The organism is Luteimonas sp. A478 (assembly GCF_054052025.1).
On record NZ_JBSVRF010000001.1, the window covers coordinates 638,064 to 653,895 of the forward strand.

The 15,832-nt window shown below is 66.0% G+C and carries 14 protein-coding genes; 7 read left to right on the plus strand and 7 right to left on the minus strand.

From position 1 onward, the window contains the following. The first annotated feature begins 17 nt into the window (after window positions 1-17). Complete coding sequence (locus ACW7G3_RS02985) at window positions 18-2,390, plus strand: 3-hydroxyacyl-CoA dehydrogenase/enoyl-CoA hydratase family protein (RefSeq protein ID WP_456980976.1); 2,373 nt, start codon at window positions 18-20, stop codon at window positions 2,388-2,390. Window positions 2,391-2,461: 71 nt separating this feature from the next. Beyond that, a complete protein-coding gene (locus ACW7G3_RS02990; protein WP_456980977.1) occupies window positions 2,462-3,667 on the plus strand; it encodes an acetyl-CoA C-acyltransferase in 1,206 nt (401 codons plus the stop codon). A 47-nt stretch (window positions 3,668-3,714) separates the two neighbouring features. Here the strand turns inward: ACW7G3_RS02990 and galU are convergent, their stop codons facing one another. From galU to cmk, 7 genes are all read right to left on the minus strand, one after another. After that, window positions 3,715-4,623 (minus strand): UTP--glucose-1-phosphate uridylyltransferase GalU, encoded by a 909-nt coding sequence (gene galU, locus ACW7G3_RS02995; protein ID WP_456980978.1) that lies wholly within the window; start codon window positions 4,621-4,623, stop codon window positions 3,715-3,717. After that, window positions 4,620-6,527: a polysaccharide biosynthesis protein gene (locus tag ACW7G3_RS03000; protein ID WP_456981151.1), complete on the minus strand. Its 1,908-nt coding sequence runs from the start codon at window positions 6,525-6,527 to the stop codon at window positions 4,620-4,622. The genes galU and ACW7G3_RS03000 overlap by 4 nt, the downstream gene beginning before the upstream one ends. A gap of 18 nt (window positions 6,528-6,545) precedes the next feature. Further along, entirely contained in the window at window positions 6,546-7,499 is a 954-nt protein-coding gene (locus ACW7G3_RS03005; RefSeq protein WP_456980979.1) for a hypothetical protein, read from the minus strand. A gap of 58 nt (window positions 7,500-7,557) precedes the next feature. Continuing rightward, a complete protein-coding gene (lapB, locus tag ACW7G3_RS03010) occupies window positions 7,558-8,742 on the minus strand; it encodes a lipopolysaccharide assembly protein LapB (protein WP_456980980.1) in 1,185 nt (394 codons plus the stop codon). 27 nt (window positions 8,743-8,769) lie between these two features. Continuing rightward, window positions 8,770-9,072, minus strand: coding sequence for an integration host factor subunit beta (locus tag ACW7G3_RS03015; RefSeq protein ID WP_343256905.1), 303 nt, complete (start codon window positions 9,070-9,072; stop codon window positions 8,770-8,772). Between the two features lie 65 nt (window positions 9,073-9,137). Beyond that, window positions 9,138-10,826 carry a 30S ribosomal protein S1 gene (rpsA, locus tag ACW7G3_RS03020; protein WP_456972314.1) on the minus strand — a complete coding sequence of 563 codons (1,689 nt, stop codon included), beginning with the start codon at window positions 10,824-10,826 and terminating at the stop codon, window positions 9,138-9,140. 166 nt (window positions 10,827-10,992) lie between these two features. After that, a complete protein-coding gene (cmk, locus tag ACW7G3_RS03025; protein ID WP_456980981.1) occupies window positions 10,993-11,712 on the minus strand; it encodes a (d)CMP kinase in 720 nt (239 codons plus the stop codon). 210 nt (window positions 11,713-11,922) lie between these two features. Between cmk and ykgO the strand changes: the two genes are divergently transcribed. The 5 genes from ykgO to ACW7G3_RS03050 all read left to right on the plus strand — a co-directional run bounded on the left by ykgO (window position 11,923) and on the right by ACW7G3_RS03050 (window position 15,820). Next, window positions 11,923-12,048: a type B 50S ribosomal protein L36 gene (gene ykgO, locus ACW7G3_RS03030; protein WP_333910734.1), complete on the plus strand. Its 126-nt coding sequence runs from the start codon at window positions 11,923-11,925 to the stop codon at window positions 12,046-12,048. A gap of 236 nt (window positions 12,049-12,284) precedes the next feature. After that, the gene (locus ACW7G3_RS03035) at window positions 12,285-12,569 is read left to right on the plus strand and encodes a hypothetical protein (protein WP_456972818.1); all 285 of its coding nucleotides are present in this window, start codon (window positions 12,285-12,287) and stop codon (window positions 12,567-12,569) included. A 33-nt stretch (window positions 12,570-12,602) separates the two neighbouring features. Further along, window positions 12,603-13,625 (plus strand): agmatine deiminase family protein, encoded by a 1,023-nt coding sequence (locus ACW7G3_RS03040; RefSeq protein ID WP_456980982.1) that lies wholly within the window; start codon window positions 12,603-12,605, stop codon window positions 13,623-13,625. 75 nt (window positions 13,626-13,700) lie between these two features. Beyond that, the gene (locus ACW7G3_RS03045) at window positions 13,701-14,585 is read left to right on the plus strand and encodes a carbon-nitrogen hydrolase (protein ID WP_456980983.1); all 885 of its coding nucleotides are present in this window, start codon (window positions 13,701-13,703) and stop codon (window positions 14,583-14,585) included. Window positions 14,586-14,611: 26 nt separating this feature from the next. Further along, the gene (locus ACW7G3_RS03050) at window positions 14,612-15,820 is read left to right on the plus strand and encodes a TraB/GumN family protein (RefSeq protein ID WP_456980984.1); all 1,209 of its coding nucleotides are present in this window, start codon (window positions 14,612-14,614) and stop codon (window positions 15,818-15,820) included. Window positions 15,821-15,832 lie beyond the last annotated feature (12 nt).

Genomic DNA, 15,832 nt, shown 5'->3' on the forward strand with positions numbered 1-15,832 from the left:
TCATGGAGTTGCAGCACATGTCTGAGAAATTGCTTGTACGGCGGGCGGCAGTACTTGGCGCCGGCGTCATGGGTGCGCAGATTGCCGCCCACCTGACCAACGCCGGCGTTGACACGGTGCTGTTCGATCTGGCGGCGAAAGACGGACCTCCCAGCGCCGTCGTCGCCAAGGCCATCGCCAACCTGAGCAAGCTCAGCCCTGCGCCGCTCGCAGACCGGGCGCTGGCCGCACGGATCGTGGCTGCGAACTACGACACCGACCTGGCGCTGCTTGAAGAGTGCGACCTGGTGATCGAGGCGATCGCCGAGCGGATGGACTGGAAACAGGACCTGTACCGGCGGATCGGGCCGCACATTGCCCCGGACGCGGTGCTGGCTTCAAACACCTCGGGCCTGGGCATCAACAAGCTGGCTGACGTCCTGCCGGACGGACTCAAGCCGCGCTTCTGCGGCGTGCACTTTTTCAACCCGCCGCGCTACATGCACCTGGCCGAGCTGATCCCGGCTGAAGGCACCGACAAGGCGGTGCTGGAAGGGCTGGAAACCTTCCTCACCACCCAGCTCGGCAAGGGCGTGGTGTATGCGCGCGACACGCCGAACTTCATCGGCAACCGCATTGGGGTGTTCTCGATCCTCGCCACCGCCCACCACACTCAGGAGTTCGGGCTGGGCTTTGATGAGGTGGACGCGATCACCGGTCCCCTGATCGGCCGGCCGAAGTCGGCCACCTACCGCACTTCCGACGTGGTGGGCCTGGACACCATGGCCCACGTGATCGGCACCATGGCCGACACCCTGCCCGACGACCCCTGGCATCGATACTTCAAGTCACCGGCCTGGCTGGCCGGGCTGGTTGAAAAGGGCGCGCTGGGCCAGAAGACCCGCGCCGGCGTATTCCGCAAGGTCGGCAAGGACATCATGGTCCTGGACGTGGAAAAGCAGGACTACCGGCCGGCCGACCGCAAGGCCGCCGACGAGGTGGTGGAGATCCTCAAGACCCGGAACCCGGCGGAAAAGTTCGCCAAACTGCGCGCCAGCAAACACCCGCAGGCGCAGTTCCTGTGGGCGGTGTTCCGCGACCTGTTCCACTACAGCGCCTACCATCTGGCCGACATCGCCGATACCGCACGCGACGTGGACCTGGCCATCCGCTGGGGCTACGGCTGGTCGCTGGGGCCGTTCGAGACCTGGCAGGCCGCGGGTTGGCAGCAGGTAGCGCAGTGGATTGACGAAGACATCAAGGCCGGCAAAGCCATGAGCGATGCGCCGCTGCCCGGCTGGGTGCTTGATGGCCGCGAGGGCGTGCACAGCGCCGCGGGCAGCTACAGCCCCGCGTCCGGCAACCTGGTGCCCCGCTCCACCCTGTCCGTCTATGCGCGACAGCGTTTTCCCGACCCGGTGCTGGGTGAGCGCTTCGACCAGGGCCAGACGCTGTTCGAGAACGACGGCATCCGCCTGTGGACCGACGGGGACGGCGTTGGCGTGATCAGCTTCAAGACCAAGATGCACACGGTCAGCGACCAGGTGCTGGATGGCATCCAGGAAGCGATCGGCATCGCCGAACGCGATCTTCGTGCCGTGGTGATCTGGCAGCCGAAGGAGCCCTTCTCCGCCGGTGCCGACCTCGCCGGGGCGCTGGGGCTGTTGCAGGACGGCAAGGTGGATGCGTTCGAGGAGATGGTGGCCAACTTCCAGCGCACCAGCCAGCGCATCAAGTATTCGCTTGTGCCGGTGGTGGCAGCGGTACGCGGGCTGGCCCTGGGTGGCGGCTGCGAATTCCAGATGCACAGCGCCCGGACGGTTGCCCACCTGGAAAGCTATATCGGCCTGGTAGAGGCCGGCGTGGGGCTTCTCCCGGCCGGTGGCGGGCTGAAGGAACTGGCGGTACGCGCTGCGCAGGCGGCAGGTCCGGGTGGCGACGTGCTGGCAGAGCTCAAGCGTGGCTTCGAGACCGTAGCGATGGCCAAGGTCTCGACCTCTGCGATGGAGGCGAAGTCGCTGGGGCTGCTGCGGCAGGACGACGTGGTGGTATTCCATGCCCACGAGCTGCTGCACGTGGCGCGCCAGCAGGCCCTGGCGCTGGCTGAAGCCGGCTACCGCCCGCCCCTGCCCGCCCGTGCCATCGAAGTGGCCGGGGACGTAGGCATTGCCACGCTGAAGATGATGCTGGTGAACATGCTGGAAGGCCGCTTCATCAGCCCGCACGACAACGAGATTGCCGAGCGCATCGCCGACGGGCTGTCCGGCGGCGAGGTCGACCGCGGCGCGATGGTGGATGAGGACTGGCTGCTGCGGCTGGAGCGCGAACACTTCGTTGCCCTGGCGCAGATGCCCAAGTCGCAGGAACGCATCGCGCACATGCTCAAGACCGGCAAGCCGCTGAGGAACTGAGGTCCGCCCGCGCCGTTCGGCGCGGGGCACCGAGACCCTTTTCCCGAATCAGGACCCATGGAGTTCAAGAGATGACCAGACAGATCCAGGACGCCTATATCGTCGCCGCCACCCGCACCCCGGTGGGCAAGGCGCCGCGCGGCATGTTCCGCAACGTCCGCCCCGATGACATGCTTGCCCACGTGCTCAGGTCCGTGGTGGCCCAGGCCCCGGGCATCGACGTCAACCGCATCGAAGATGCCGTGATCGGCTGCGCCATGCCGGAAGGCGAGCAGGGAATGAACGTGGCGCGCATCGGCGTGCTGCTGGCCGGCCTGCCCGATACCGTGGCCGCGCAGACCATCAACCGCTTCTGCTCGTCCGGCCTGCAGGCGGTTGCCCTGGCGGCCGACCAGATCCGCCTGGGCACGGCCGACCTGGTGCTGGCCGGCGGCACCGAGAGCATGAGCATGGTGCCGATGATGGGCAACAAGATTGCGCTGTCGCCGAGCGTGTTCAAGGATGACCACGTGGCCATTGCCTACGGCATGGGCATCACCGCCGAGAAGGTCGCCGAGGAATGGAAGGTGTCGCGCGAGGAGCAGGACGCGTTCGCGCTGGCCTCGCACCAGAAGGCGATCGCCGCCATCCAGGCCGGCGAGTTCAGTGACGAAATCAGCCCGTATGAAATCGTCTCCCATCAGCCGGACCTGGGCGATAACGTGGTTCGCGTGCACAAGCGCTTGGCGGACACCGACGAGGGTCCGCGCCCGGACAGCTCACTCGAGGGACTGGCAAAGCTGCGCACGGTGTTCCGCAACGGCCAGTTCGGCGGTACGGTCACCGCGGGAAACTCCTCGCAGATGAGCGATGGCGCCGGCGCGGTGCTGCTGGCCTCCGAACAGGCAATCAAGGACTACGGCCTGACGCCGCTGGCCCGCTTCGTCAGCTTCTCGGTGGCCGGAGTCCGGCCCGAAGTGATGGGAATCGGCCCGATCGCGGCTATCCCGAAGGCGCTCAAGCAGGCGGGGCTGAGCAAGGACCAGCTGGACTGGATCGAACTCAATGAAGCCTTTGCCGCGCAGGCGCTCGCCGTGATCCGAGATTCGGAGCTGGATCCGACCAAGGTCAACCCTCTGGGTGGCGCGATCGCGCTCGGCCACCCGCTGGGCGCGACCGGCGCAGTGCGGACCGCCACCCTGGTGCACGGCATGCGCCGCCGCCAGCAGAAGTACGGCATGGTGACGATGTGCATCGGCACCGGCATGGGCGCTGCGGGAATCTTCGAGGCCCTGTAACCCCGACATTCGTAGGAGCGCGTCGTACGCGCTCCTACAGGGGCAGGTCAGTCGTTGTCGGCGGCTGCGAGTTCGTCCAGCGCCTGCTGCATGCTCTGGCGGGCAAGCCCGCTGAGTTCTTCGTGATCGAGGGCAAAGCGGATGGTCGCCTCGATCAGGCCGATGTGGGTGCCGCAGTCGAAGCGGTCGCCTTCAAACCGGTAGGCGTCAAAGCGCTTGCCCTGCCCCACCATCGCCGCGATGGCATCGGTGAGCTGGATTTCCCCGCCGCTGCCGCGACCGGTGTTTTCCAGCGCGTCGAAGATGCCCGCCGGCAGCACGTAGCGGCCCACCACGCCGAGCGTGCTCGGGGCATCTTCCGGACTGGGCTTTTCCACCATATTGCGAATGACGCCGTGGCGGCCGTCGAAGTCGCCGGTATCCACGATACCGTAGCTGGAAGTGCGTGCCCGTGGGACATCCTGGACCGCAATCACGCCGCCTCCGGCCTGCTCCGCATGATCAGCCATCTGGCGAAGAGCGCCGGGACCTTTCCTGTTCCAGATCAGGTCGTCCGGAAGCAGGACGGCGAACGGTTCATTGCCAACCACCGGCTTGGCACACAGCACTGCGTGCCCGAGACCCAGCGCTTCGTGCTGGGTAACAAAGACGGCGCGCACGTGGGAAGGCAGCGGGTTGCGGATGAGTTCGAGCAGCTCGGTCTTGCCGCTTCGCTCCAGCCTGTCCTCCAGCTCGTAGGCCTTGTCGAAGTAATCGGCTACCGCGTGCTTGTAGCGGTTGGTGATGAACACCAGCGTGTCACAGCCCGCATCGATGGCTTCATCCACCGCGTACTGGATCAGCGGCCGGTCGACGATCGGCAGCATCTCCTTGGGGACGGTCTTGGTGACGGGCAGAAAACGGGTGCCCAGGCCGGCGACGGGAAAAACTGCCTTGCGGATACGCTGTGTAGTCATGTCTTCCTTGCGTGACGGGCGGGGAACTCGACGACCGTAGCCACCTGCGGCGGGCGTGGAGCAGCCTGGGGCGAAAACTCCGGCACCGAGTCGCGCAACAGCTGCGCAAGCCGGTCCAGGTCGTAATCGGCAACGGCCTCACGCATCTGGCGCACCGCTTGGAATACCTGCTCGGTGGCGATCTCGCGGGCTTCAGCCTGCAGGATCTTCGGATGGGCGGTGGGGCGGTAGCGCTCGTCGGCGTGGAACAGGGTCTCGTGCAGTTTTTCACCCTGGCGCAGGCCGGTGTAGACGATGGCCACGTCGCGCTCGGGGTGCTTTCCGGCCAGGCGGATCATCTGCTCCGCCAGCAGGCGGATCAACACCGGTTCGCCCATGTCCAGGGTGTAGATCGCGTGCCGCGATCCAATGGCCGCGGCCTGCAGGATCAGCTGGCAGGCCTCGGGGATGGTCATGAAATACCGGGTCACCTCGGGGTCGGTGACCGTCACCGGCCCGCCGTTGCGGATTTGCTCGCGGAACAGCGGTACCACGCTGCCGGCGGAGTCCAGCACGTTGCCGAAACGGACGGTGACAAACCGGGTTTGCCCGGGCCTGGCGGTGGCTTGGCAGATCATCTCGCCCAATCGCTTGGTGGCTCCGAGCACGTTGACCGGGTCAACCGCCTTGTCGGTGGAAATCAGCACGAAGGTGCCAACGCCCGCTTCCAGGGTTTCGGACACCACGGTTTCCGTGGCCACCACGTTGTTGCGCACGGCTTCGCGCAGCTGTGTCTCCAGCACCGGCACCTGCTTGTAGGCAGCGGCATGGAACACGGCTTCCGGGGAAGACAACTTCAAGGCGTAGCGGATCACGGCCGGATCGCCGCAGTCGCCCAGCACCGGAACGCACTGGATGTGGGGGAAATCACGCCGCAACTGCATTTCGATGGTGGCCAGGGCGAGCTCGTCCATCTCCACGATGGCGATCTGGCGGGCGCCGTGGCGGGCGCACTGGCGACACAGCTCGGAGCCGATCGAACCGCCACCGCCGGTAACCAATACGCTGCGTCCGCCCAGCCAGCCGCGGATGCCCTTCCAGTCGGGCGTGACCGGCTTGCGGCCCAGCAGGTCCTCGATTGCGACTTCCTTCAGTTCGCCCGGCAGCGAGCGCCCTTCAAGCAGGTCGTCGATCCGCGGCACGGTGCGGAACGGCAGCCCGGTCTCCTCGCAGGCGGCCACCACCTGGCGCATCTTCGCCGCATCCAGTGACGGCACGGCGATGATCAGCAACTTGGCCGCGGTTTCGGGTGCGATCCGGGCCACGTCCGCAATCCGGCCCAGCACCGGCACGCCCTGGAGATGGCTGCCATGCAGCTTCACTGCGTCATCGAGGAATCCGACTGCCTGGTAGGAGCCCGTGCGGCGCAGGTCACGCAGCAGCGCCTCGCCGGCCTGGCCTGCCCCCAGGATCAGCACCCGCACTGCCGACTGGTCGGTGCGGTTGACGCTGTAGTCCTTCCAGCTGCGATACAGCAGCCGCGGCATGCCCAGCAGCGCGGTCAGTACCACCGGGTACATCACCAGCACCGTGCGTGGCACCGGATCCAGCCGGTTGTACAGGAACAGGACGAAAACGATGGCCAACAGCCCGAACAGGCTGGCCTTGAGGATGTTGATCAGATCGGGAACGCTGGCGAACCGCCATACGCCGCGATACAGCCCCACCCGCCACAGCACCAGGGCCTGGGCGGCGAGGATCAGCGCGATTTCACCCGACCACCAGGGAATCTGGGGCGCAAAGGGCTGCATGGACAGGCGGAACTGGTGCAGCCCGATCCAGCACAGCCAGACCATGGCCAGGTCATGGGCAATGATCGCCAGGCGCGGCAGCGCGATGATCGCCCGATCCTTCCAGTGCTTCATTGTCGGTGCGCCCATCCCTTAGCTTTTCCGCGATGCCGATTGCAGGAGGAGCCAGACCAGACACCCGGCAAGACACCAGCCGACCGCTGCAATCGTCGCAATGATAAACGCATGGCCCGCGTCCGTCATGCCGGACATGAATGCCACTCCAATCAGGGACCAGCCTGCGTAGGCCAGCGTCACCGGTACGTGACGGCCCAGTGTGCGCGCCCACGCCTGGTACGCATGCTGAACGTGTGGTTGCCACCAGGCTTCGCGGCGCAGGATACGCCGCCCCAGAGTGAGCGATGCATCGACCAGAAATGCGGACAAAGGAAGCACAAACAGCGGCCACGAGCCGGCCGCGAAGCCCGTCTGCGGGCTGGTCATCAGCAGCACAAGCAGCAAGGCCAGCGCCTGTCCGAGCGCGCCGCTGCCCACGTCCCCCAGGAAAATCCGCGCCCGGGGAAAGTTGTACGGCAGGAAGCCGCAGCACGCGCCGGCCAGCGCCAGCGACAACCACTTGGCCGCGCCCGGCTCTGCCAGCAGCGCATAGCCAAATCCGGCGATTGCTGCCTGGGTGGCGGCCAGACCGTCGATGCCGTCCATGAAATTCCACACATTGACCAGCACCAGCACGGCACCGAAGGCGAACAGGGCTGGGAGCGCGCCATGGCCGGACATAAGGAGCGCGACGGCCAGCAGACAGGCGGAGAGTGCGTGGGCGGCAAGGCGCAGCAGCGGCGACAGCGGGCGGTGATCGTCGATCCAGCCGACCGTGGCTACTGATACCAGTCCCAAGGCGCCCGCCAGCAGCACTGGGCGCAGCCCCGGCTCGGTGTACCCCAGGGCCAGGATCGCCAGCAGAAGTGCCGCTACGATGGAAATTCCCCCGCCCCGCGGCGTTGCCACGGCATGGCTGCGACGCTCGCCAGGCTGGTCGAAAAGTCCCCGTCCCCGCGCGTAGCGCAACGCCATCCAGGTACCGGCCATGGCAATGCCCAGCGGGATCAGGAACCAGGCTGTTGCAGAGGTCGCCGCCGCCGGCACGTCAGACCACGGCGAAGTTCAGCAGCGGCTTGATCGTGCCCCATTCCTTGCAGCTCGGGCACTGCCAATGGTGGCTGCGTGCCCCAAAACCGCAGCGGCTGCATCGGTAGCTGGGGTTGCGCACCAGCAGCTGGTCGGTGATCACCTTCAGGTCCTGCAGGGTGGCCATCGGGTCGCCGGACTCTTCATCGGCCAGAGTCAGCTCGATCAGCGCAGCCTCGCCCCGGACCGACGGCCGGTCCTTCAGCTGTTGGGTCAGATAGGTGCGTGCTGCGGAAGTGCCCTTCTCCAGCTCCAGCAGACGGGTCAAGGCCAGTACCGGTGCGATGCCGCGGTAGTGCTCGGTCATCTCGGCGAGGAAGTTGCGGGCGCCGGTGTCATCACCTATGCGCTCGTAGGCGGAGCGCAGCAGCGGCAGGATCTCCGGGAGGAAGTCCGTGTCGTGCCGCGCGGCCTGCTCAAGCGCACGGATTGCGGCCGCGTCGTTGCCGGCATCGATCTCCACCCTGCCCTCCAGGATACCGGCCCGTACCGACTTGGCATCGGCGGCGTACGCACGGCGCACGGCTTCCCGTGCTTCGTCGATGGCACCCGTGGACAGATGGCGCTCGGCCAGCTCGGACTCGAAGTGCGCGATCAGCCGGCCCATGGGCTCGCCGGTGGCGGCCTCAAAGCGGGTGGCATTCTCGATCGCCTTGGCCCAGTCGCGTTCTGACTGATAGATGCTGATCAGGTGGCGCAGCGCCTGCGGGGCGCGCTGGTCCAACTGTGCCAGCTCGGTGAATACGGTCTCGGCCCGGTCCAGCAGGCCGGCCTTCATGTAGTCCTCGCCCAGGGCCAGCAGCGCCTGCACCTTCTGCGCATCGCTCAGGTCGCCGCGTTGCACCAGTCCCTGGTGCAGGCGGATCGCGCGATCCACCTCGCCGCGGCGGCGGAACAGGTGGCCCAGCGCGATCTGGGTTTCAAAGGTGTCCTTGTCCAGCTCGGCGATATGCAGGAACAGCTCGATCGCCTTGTCCGGCTGTTCGCTGAGCAGGTAGTTCAGACCCCGGAAATAGGTGGTCGACAGGCGGCTGACCTGCGTGTCGCTGTGGCGCTCCCCACCGCGCCGCCCGATCACCCAGCCCGACAGGGCCGCGGCCGGCAGCAGCAGGAAGAACCAGAAAAATTCAGTTACAAAGGCCATGCGGTCATGCTCCCGGCATCCGGCCCATCAATCTTCGTTGGGAAGCGGCAGGACTTCGCGCACACGCTCGCGCAGCTCCTTGCCCGGCTTGAAATGCGGTACGTACTTGCCCGGCAGCGCTACTGCGGCACCGGTCTTCGGATTGCGGCCGGTACGAGGCGGCCTGTAGTGGAGCGTGAAGCTGCCAAAGCCGCGGACCTCGATGCGGTCCCCCTCGGCCAGCGAAGCGCCCATGATCTCCAGCAGCGACTTCACTGCCAGATCCACATCATCGGCCTTCAGGTGGGCCTGGCGACCGGCAAGAATTTCGATCAATTCCGATTTGGTCATGGCCCCCGACGCCCCCTGCAGTCGAAACCGGCGGCCCGGGTCATCCGGGCCGCCGGCGAGTGGATTCACTCCGACTTGCCTTCCAGCTGTTCACGCAGCAGCGCGCCCAGCTTGGTGGTGCCGCTGGAAGCATCGGCCGCGACCTTGTTGTACTCGGCCAGGGTGGCAGCAGTCTCGGCTTCGTCCTTGGCGCGGATCGACAGCTGCAGGGTGCGGCCGCGACGATCCATGCCCGTGAACTTGGCTTCGATGGTGTCACCAACCTTCAGGTGCTGGCTGGCGTCCTCGATGCGCTCATCGCTGATGTCGCGCGCCATCACGTAGCCTTCCACGCCCTCGGCCAGGTCGATGGTGGCGCCCTTGGCGTCCACTTCACGCACGGTGCCGGTGACCTTCGAGCCCTTCGGATGGCCGGCCATGAACTGACCGAACGGATCCTGCTCCATCTGCTTGACGCCCAGGCTGATGCGCTCGCGCTCCGGGTCGACCGCAAGCACCACGGCCTGCAGGGTGTCGCCCTTCTTCAGCTCGCGCGCCAGGTCTTCGCCATCGGTGTTCCAGCTCATGTCCGACAGGTGCACCAGACCATCGATGCCGCCGTCCAGGCCGATGAACACGCCAAAGTCGGTGATCGACTTGATCTGGCCTTCCACCTTGTCGCCCTTCTTGTGGATGGCCGCGAAGGTTTCCCACGGGTTGGAGCTGACCTGCTTCATGCCCAGCGAGATGCGGCGGCGCTCTTCGTCCACGTCCAGGACCATGACTTCGACATCGTCGCCGACCTGCACAACCTTCTGCGGGTTGACGTTCTTGTTGGTCCAGTCCATTTCGGACACGTGCACCAGGCCCTCGACGCCCGGCTCGATCTCGACGAACGCACCGTAATCGGTGACGTTGGAGACCTTGCCGAACACGCGGGTGTTGGACGGGTAACGGCGCGAGATGTTGTCCCACGGATCCTCGCCCAGCTGCTTGAGGCCCAGGCTGACGCGGTTGCGCTCGCGGTCGTACTTGAGCACGCGCACTTCCAGCTCGGCGCCCACTTCCACCACTTCGGACGGATGGCGCACGCGCTTCCATGCCATGTCGGTGATGTGCAGCAGGCCGTCGATGCCACCCAGGTCCACGAACGCGCCGTAATCGGTGAGGTTCTTGACCACGCCCGGCAGCACTGCGCCCTCGACCAGCTTCTCCATCAGCGCCTCGCGCTCTTCGGAGTGCTCGCTCTCGACCACTGCGCGGCGGGACACGACAACGTTGTTGCGACGGCGATCAAGCTTGATGAGCTTGAACTCCAGGTCCTTGCCTTCCAGGTACGCGGGATCGCGCACCGGACGCACGTCGACCAGGGAGCCCGGCAGGAACGCGCGCACGTCCTTGATGTCGACGGTGAAGCCGCCCTTGACCTTGCCGCTGATCTTGCCGGTCACGGTCTCGTCGTTTTCCATGGCTTCTTCCAGCTCGTCCCACACCATGGCGCGCTTGGCCTTCTCGCGCGACAGTACGGTTTCGCCGAAGCCGTTTTCCAGCGCGTCCAGCGCCACCTTGACGGTGTCGCCTTCGGCAACGTCGATCTCTCCGTCGTCGTTACGGAACTGTTCGATGGGCACGATGCCCTCGGACTTGAGTCCGGCGTTGATGACGACCACGTCGGTACGCACCTGGACAACGATGCCGCTGACGATGGCGCCTGGCTTGAGCTTGGCCAGGTCGGTCTGACTGGCTTCGAACAGCTCTGCAAATGATTCGGTCATTAATGGATATCCGGTTGATGACACATACCGCGCGGTACAAAGAAGGTTCAGTGGAACTCTGACTGCGCGCGGCGGTCCACCCGTTTGGTCGGCCGGCGCGGGATTGCGCATGAGCCGCTGAGTGTTGTGGTTGAAATGGACAATCCGCCGGTTTCCCGGCGGGGCTTTATTCTGCTGTTGCCAGACCCTGGTCCGTGGGGCGTGACGGCAACAGGGCCAACACGCGCCCTACGACCGTTTCGATGTCCAGCCCGGTGGTATCGATGTGGACGGCGTCTTCGGCCGGCCGCAGCGGCGCCACCGCGCGACTGGCGTCACGGGCGTCACGGGCGAGGATCTCGCGCAGCAGACCAGCCAATGTAACCGAAACCCCCTTGTCCCTCAACTGTTTATAGCGCCTCTGGGCGCGCTCATCGGCGCTGGCGGTCAGGAACACCTTGTATGGAGCGTCCGGAAAAATCACCGTACCCATGTCGCGCCCGTCCGCCACCAGGCCCGGCGCGCGCCTGAATGCGCGCTGGCGCTCCTTCAGCGCCTCGCGCACCTCGGGGATGGCGGCGATCGCCGAAGCGGCCGCCCCGGCGGTTTCGGTGCGCAGCTCGGTCGTTGCATCCACGTCGTTGACCAGCACCCGCGGTTCCTCGTTCGCACCGCCTCTGAAACGCACCTCGGTGTCAAAGGCGCATCGAACCAGCGCGGACGCATCGGAAAGGTCCAGGTTGGCCCAGCCTGCCGCCACGCCCACTGCCCGATAAAGCGCGCCGGAATCCAGGTAGTGCCAGCCCATGCGGGCGGCCACCGCCCGGCTGATCGTGCCTTTTCCTGATCCGGAGGGACCATCAATGGTGAGTACGGGCAGGGTGGATCCAGGAGCAGTTTGGGTCATGGTGACGGAATGGTGGGATGATTCAGGGCTGGCAAGTGTACTGCCGCCTGCACTGCCCGCCGCAGATCCCCCGGCGGATCCAGCACCCCGCGGCTCGCGGGCTTGCATTCGCGTGCAATAAACGCTTGCCTCCGGCGTGTGAAAACGCTACGATTGGCGGCTTATTTCCGCGTGCTCCAATTCCGCCGCCCCAATTTTCAGAGGTTTGTCATGAAGGTCCTGTCCTCCCTGAAGTCGGCGAAGACCCGCCACCGCGACTGCAAGGTCGTTCGCCGTCGCGGCAAGGTCTTCGTGATCTGCAAATCCAACCCGCGTCTCAAGGCGCGTCAGCGCTGAGTTTCGCGCCGTGCGGCCCTGTGCCGCACCGGCCGGTTGTGAGTTCGGGGTCGCAGAAATGCGGCCCCGAATCTTTTCCGGCCCCTGGAAACCGCGCGCCCCCGCCGCTTCTGCTTACAATCGGCCGTTCACATCGAGGGGAGAATCGCGCCATGAGCCGTCATGTCCAGGAACACCACGCCAACCGTGCCCGCATCCGCACCGCGCTGGCGTTGCCGGCCGCAGCGCTGCTTGCGATGGCGGGATCCGCATCCGCCGACGTATTGCTGATCGAACGGGTCGAAGCACAGTCCCAGGTTGCCCTGCCCGCCCGTGGCCTGAGCATGGCCCAGGTGGAGCAGCAGTTCGGCTCACCCGGCGAACGGCTTGACGCCCGCGGCGGCCAGAAGAGCCAGTGGCCCACGATCCATCGCTGGGTGTATCCGCAGTTCACGGTGTATTTCGAGCGCGATCGGGTGGTCAACGCCGTGCTGAACCAGGCGACCGCGAACGAAACCGGCCCCAAGCCGGCCATCCGCTGATCCATGGTTGCAGGTCAAATGGTTGCAGGTCAGATGCGTTTCCCCGCGGAGTGGGAATCACAGTCCGCGGTGCTGCTTGCGTGGCCTCACGCCGGCACCGACTGGGCTGATCGGCTGGGTGAGATCGAGGACTGCTACATCCGTCTGGTGGAGGCGATCGCCCGCTTCCAGCCAGCGGTGATCTGCGTTGCAGACGCCGATGTGGAAGCCTACGCGCGAGCCCGACTGGCTTCGGCCCGGATCGACATGTCGCGGGTCCATTTCGTGGAAGTGGAATACGACGACACCTGGCTGCGTGATACCGGTCCGGTGACGCTGCGCGATGGCGAAGGCTTTCGCCTGCTGGATTTCCGCTTCACCGGCTGGGGCGGGAAGTTCGGTGCCGCCCGTGATGACCGCTTGGTCAGCCAGCTGCATGCAGCTGGAATCTTCGCGAACAATACCCTGCAAGAAATTGATTTTGCTCTGGAAGGTGGCGCGATCGAAACCGATGGCGAGGGGACGCTGCTGAGCACCCTGCGCTGCCTGCAGGAGCGCCATCCCACGCTGTCGCAGGCAGAGCTGGAGGAACGCCTGGGAAAATGGTTGCTGCAGGACCGCTTCCTGTGGCTGCGGCATGGGTACATGGAAGGCGACGATACCGACGCCCACATCGACACCCTCGCCCGCTTTGCCGCGCCGGACGCGATCGTCTACCAGTCCTGCGACGATTCGGACGACAGCCACCACGCCGAACTGCAGGCGATGGCCGACGAGCTTGCCGCCATGCGTACCCGCGATGGTTCCGCGTATCGACTCTTCCCGCTGCCTTGGCCGGCCCCGGTTACGGACAACGGTCGCCGCCTGCCGGCTTCCTACGCCAACTTCCTGATCATCAACGGCGCGGTGCTGATGCCGGCCTACGATGACCCCGCCGACGACCAGGCCGCTGCAGTCCTGGCAGAAGCCTTCCCCGGCCGGGAGATCGTCCAGGTTCCCTGCCGCCCGCTGGTATGGCAGAACGGAAGCCTGCACTGCCTCACCATGCAGATGCCAAAGGGCAGCCTGGCGGCGTGAACCGCATCCTGCGGGGGCAGGTACACACGCCCCGGCATTCGCACGGCGAAACGCAGCGCACCCTACAATGGGCCGATGAAAAACAAGACTCTTTCCGTCGCGCTGATCCAGGAGCGCAACCACGGCGATGCCGAGGAAAACCTGGCCGTCATTGAAACCCGCGTCGCCGAGGCCGCAGCCGCCGGCGCGAGGCTGGTGATGCTGCAGGAACTGCACAACGGCCCCTACTTCTGCCAGCACGAATCGGTGGATGAGTTCGATCGCGCAGAATCCATCCCCGGACCCAGCACCGAGCGTCTGTCCAGGCTGGCGAAGCAGCACAACGTGGTCATCGTCGGCTCGCTGTTCGAGCGCCGGGCGCCCGGCCTGTATCACAACACGGCAGTGGTGCTGGAAACCGATGGCACCCTGCTCGGCAAGTACCGGAAGATGCACATTCCCGACGACCCGGGCTTCTACGAGAAGTTCTATTTCACCCCGGGCGACATGGGCTTCACCCCCATCGACAGTTCCGTCGGCAGACTGGGCCTGCTGGTGTGCTGGGACCAGTGGTATCCGGAAGCCGCGCGCCTGATGGCATTGGCGGGCGCCGAGATCCTGCTCTACCCCACTGCCATCGGCTGGGATCCGGACGACGACCAGGACGAGAAACAGCGTCAGCGCGATTCCTGGATCATCAGCCATCGCGGCCACGCCGTTGCCAACGGTCTGCCGGTGCTGTCCTGCAACCGGGTCGGGCATGAAGCCTCCCCGCTGGGCGCCTCAGGCGTCGACTTCTGGGGCAACAGCCACGTGCTGGGCCCGCAGGGTGAATTCCTGGCCGAGGCAGGTGGCGATCCGGAAGTGTTGCTGGCCGAGATCGACATGGCCCGCAGCGAGGACGTGCGCCGGATCTGGCCGTTCCTTCGCGACCGCCGCATTGACGCTTACGCCGATCTGCTTCGCCGCTACATCGATTGAACCCAGACAGCAGGCCCGGCCCCCCGATGACAGATACCCAGCCCTCACTGTGGCAGGAACAGCCGCATGCCGTCGTTGAACGCGATGGCGTGCGTTACACCCTGCTTGGAACCGCCCACGTCTCCCGCGCCAGCGTGGACGCTGTGGAAGACGCGATTGAAACCGGCGGTTTCGACACCGTCGCGGTGGAGCTCGACGAAGCCCGGTTGCAGGCACTGACCAACCCTGATTCGCTGGCCAAACTTGACCTGGTGCAGGTGATCCGCAAAGGCCGCGTGGCGATGTTTGCCGCCAACCTGGCATTGGCCGCCTATCAACGCCGCCTGGCTGAACAGCTGGGGATCGAACCCGGGGCCGAACTGAAGCGGGCCGCCGCGGTCGCCCAGGAGCGCGGTCTCGCCCTGGAGCTGATCGACCGCGATGTCGGCCTGACCTTCCGCCGCGCATCGGGCAGCCTGGGCTTCTTCGGCAAGATGAAACTGGCCAGCGGCCTGTTTGCCGGCCTGCTCAGCAGCGACGAAATGGGCGAGGAGGAGATCGAGAAGCTCAAGCAGGGTGACATCCTCGAATCAACCTTCGGCGAGTTCGCCCAGGCCAGCCCTGCCCTGTATGCAAGCGTGATCACCGAGCGCGACCGTTACATGGCAGCGCGCCTGCGCCAGGTGCCGTCTGGGTCCAGGGAAGTGCTGGCCGTGGTCGGGGCCGGCCATCTGGCGGGTCTGGCACGGCATCTGGCCGAAGACCAGGATCGCCCGGAAGACACCCGTGAGGCGCTTGAGCATGTGCCACCGACACGCGGGCTGCGCTGGATTGGCACCGCGATCATGGTGCTGATCCTGGCCATGATCGGCTGGGGCTACTGGCAGGGTGGCGCCGAGATGGGCCGTCAGCTGGTGCTGGAATGGGTAGTGATCACCGCGGGTTTTGCAGCGCTGGGGACGATCGTCGCTGCCGGGCATCCGCTCGGCGTCATCGCAGCGGCCGTCTCGGCGCCGCTCAAACCCTTCCGTCCACCCGGCGTATCGCCGGGACTGTTCAGCGGCCTGGTCGAAGCCCATTTCCGCAAGCCCGCCTACGGGGACTTCCTCGCCCTGCGCGACGATGCCGCCACGCTGCGCGGCTGGTACCGCAACCGCGTATCGCGGACCCTGCTCAACTTCATCCTCACCAACCTGGGCTCCAGCCTGGGGGTGTGGGTGGCCGGCCTGCGGATCGCGGGCAAACTGATGGCCTGACCGAGGATCCGC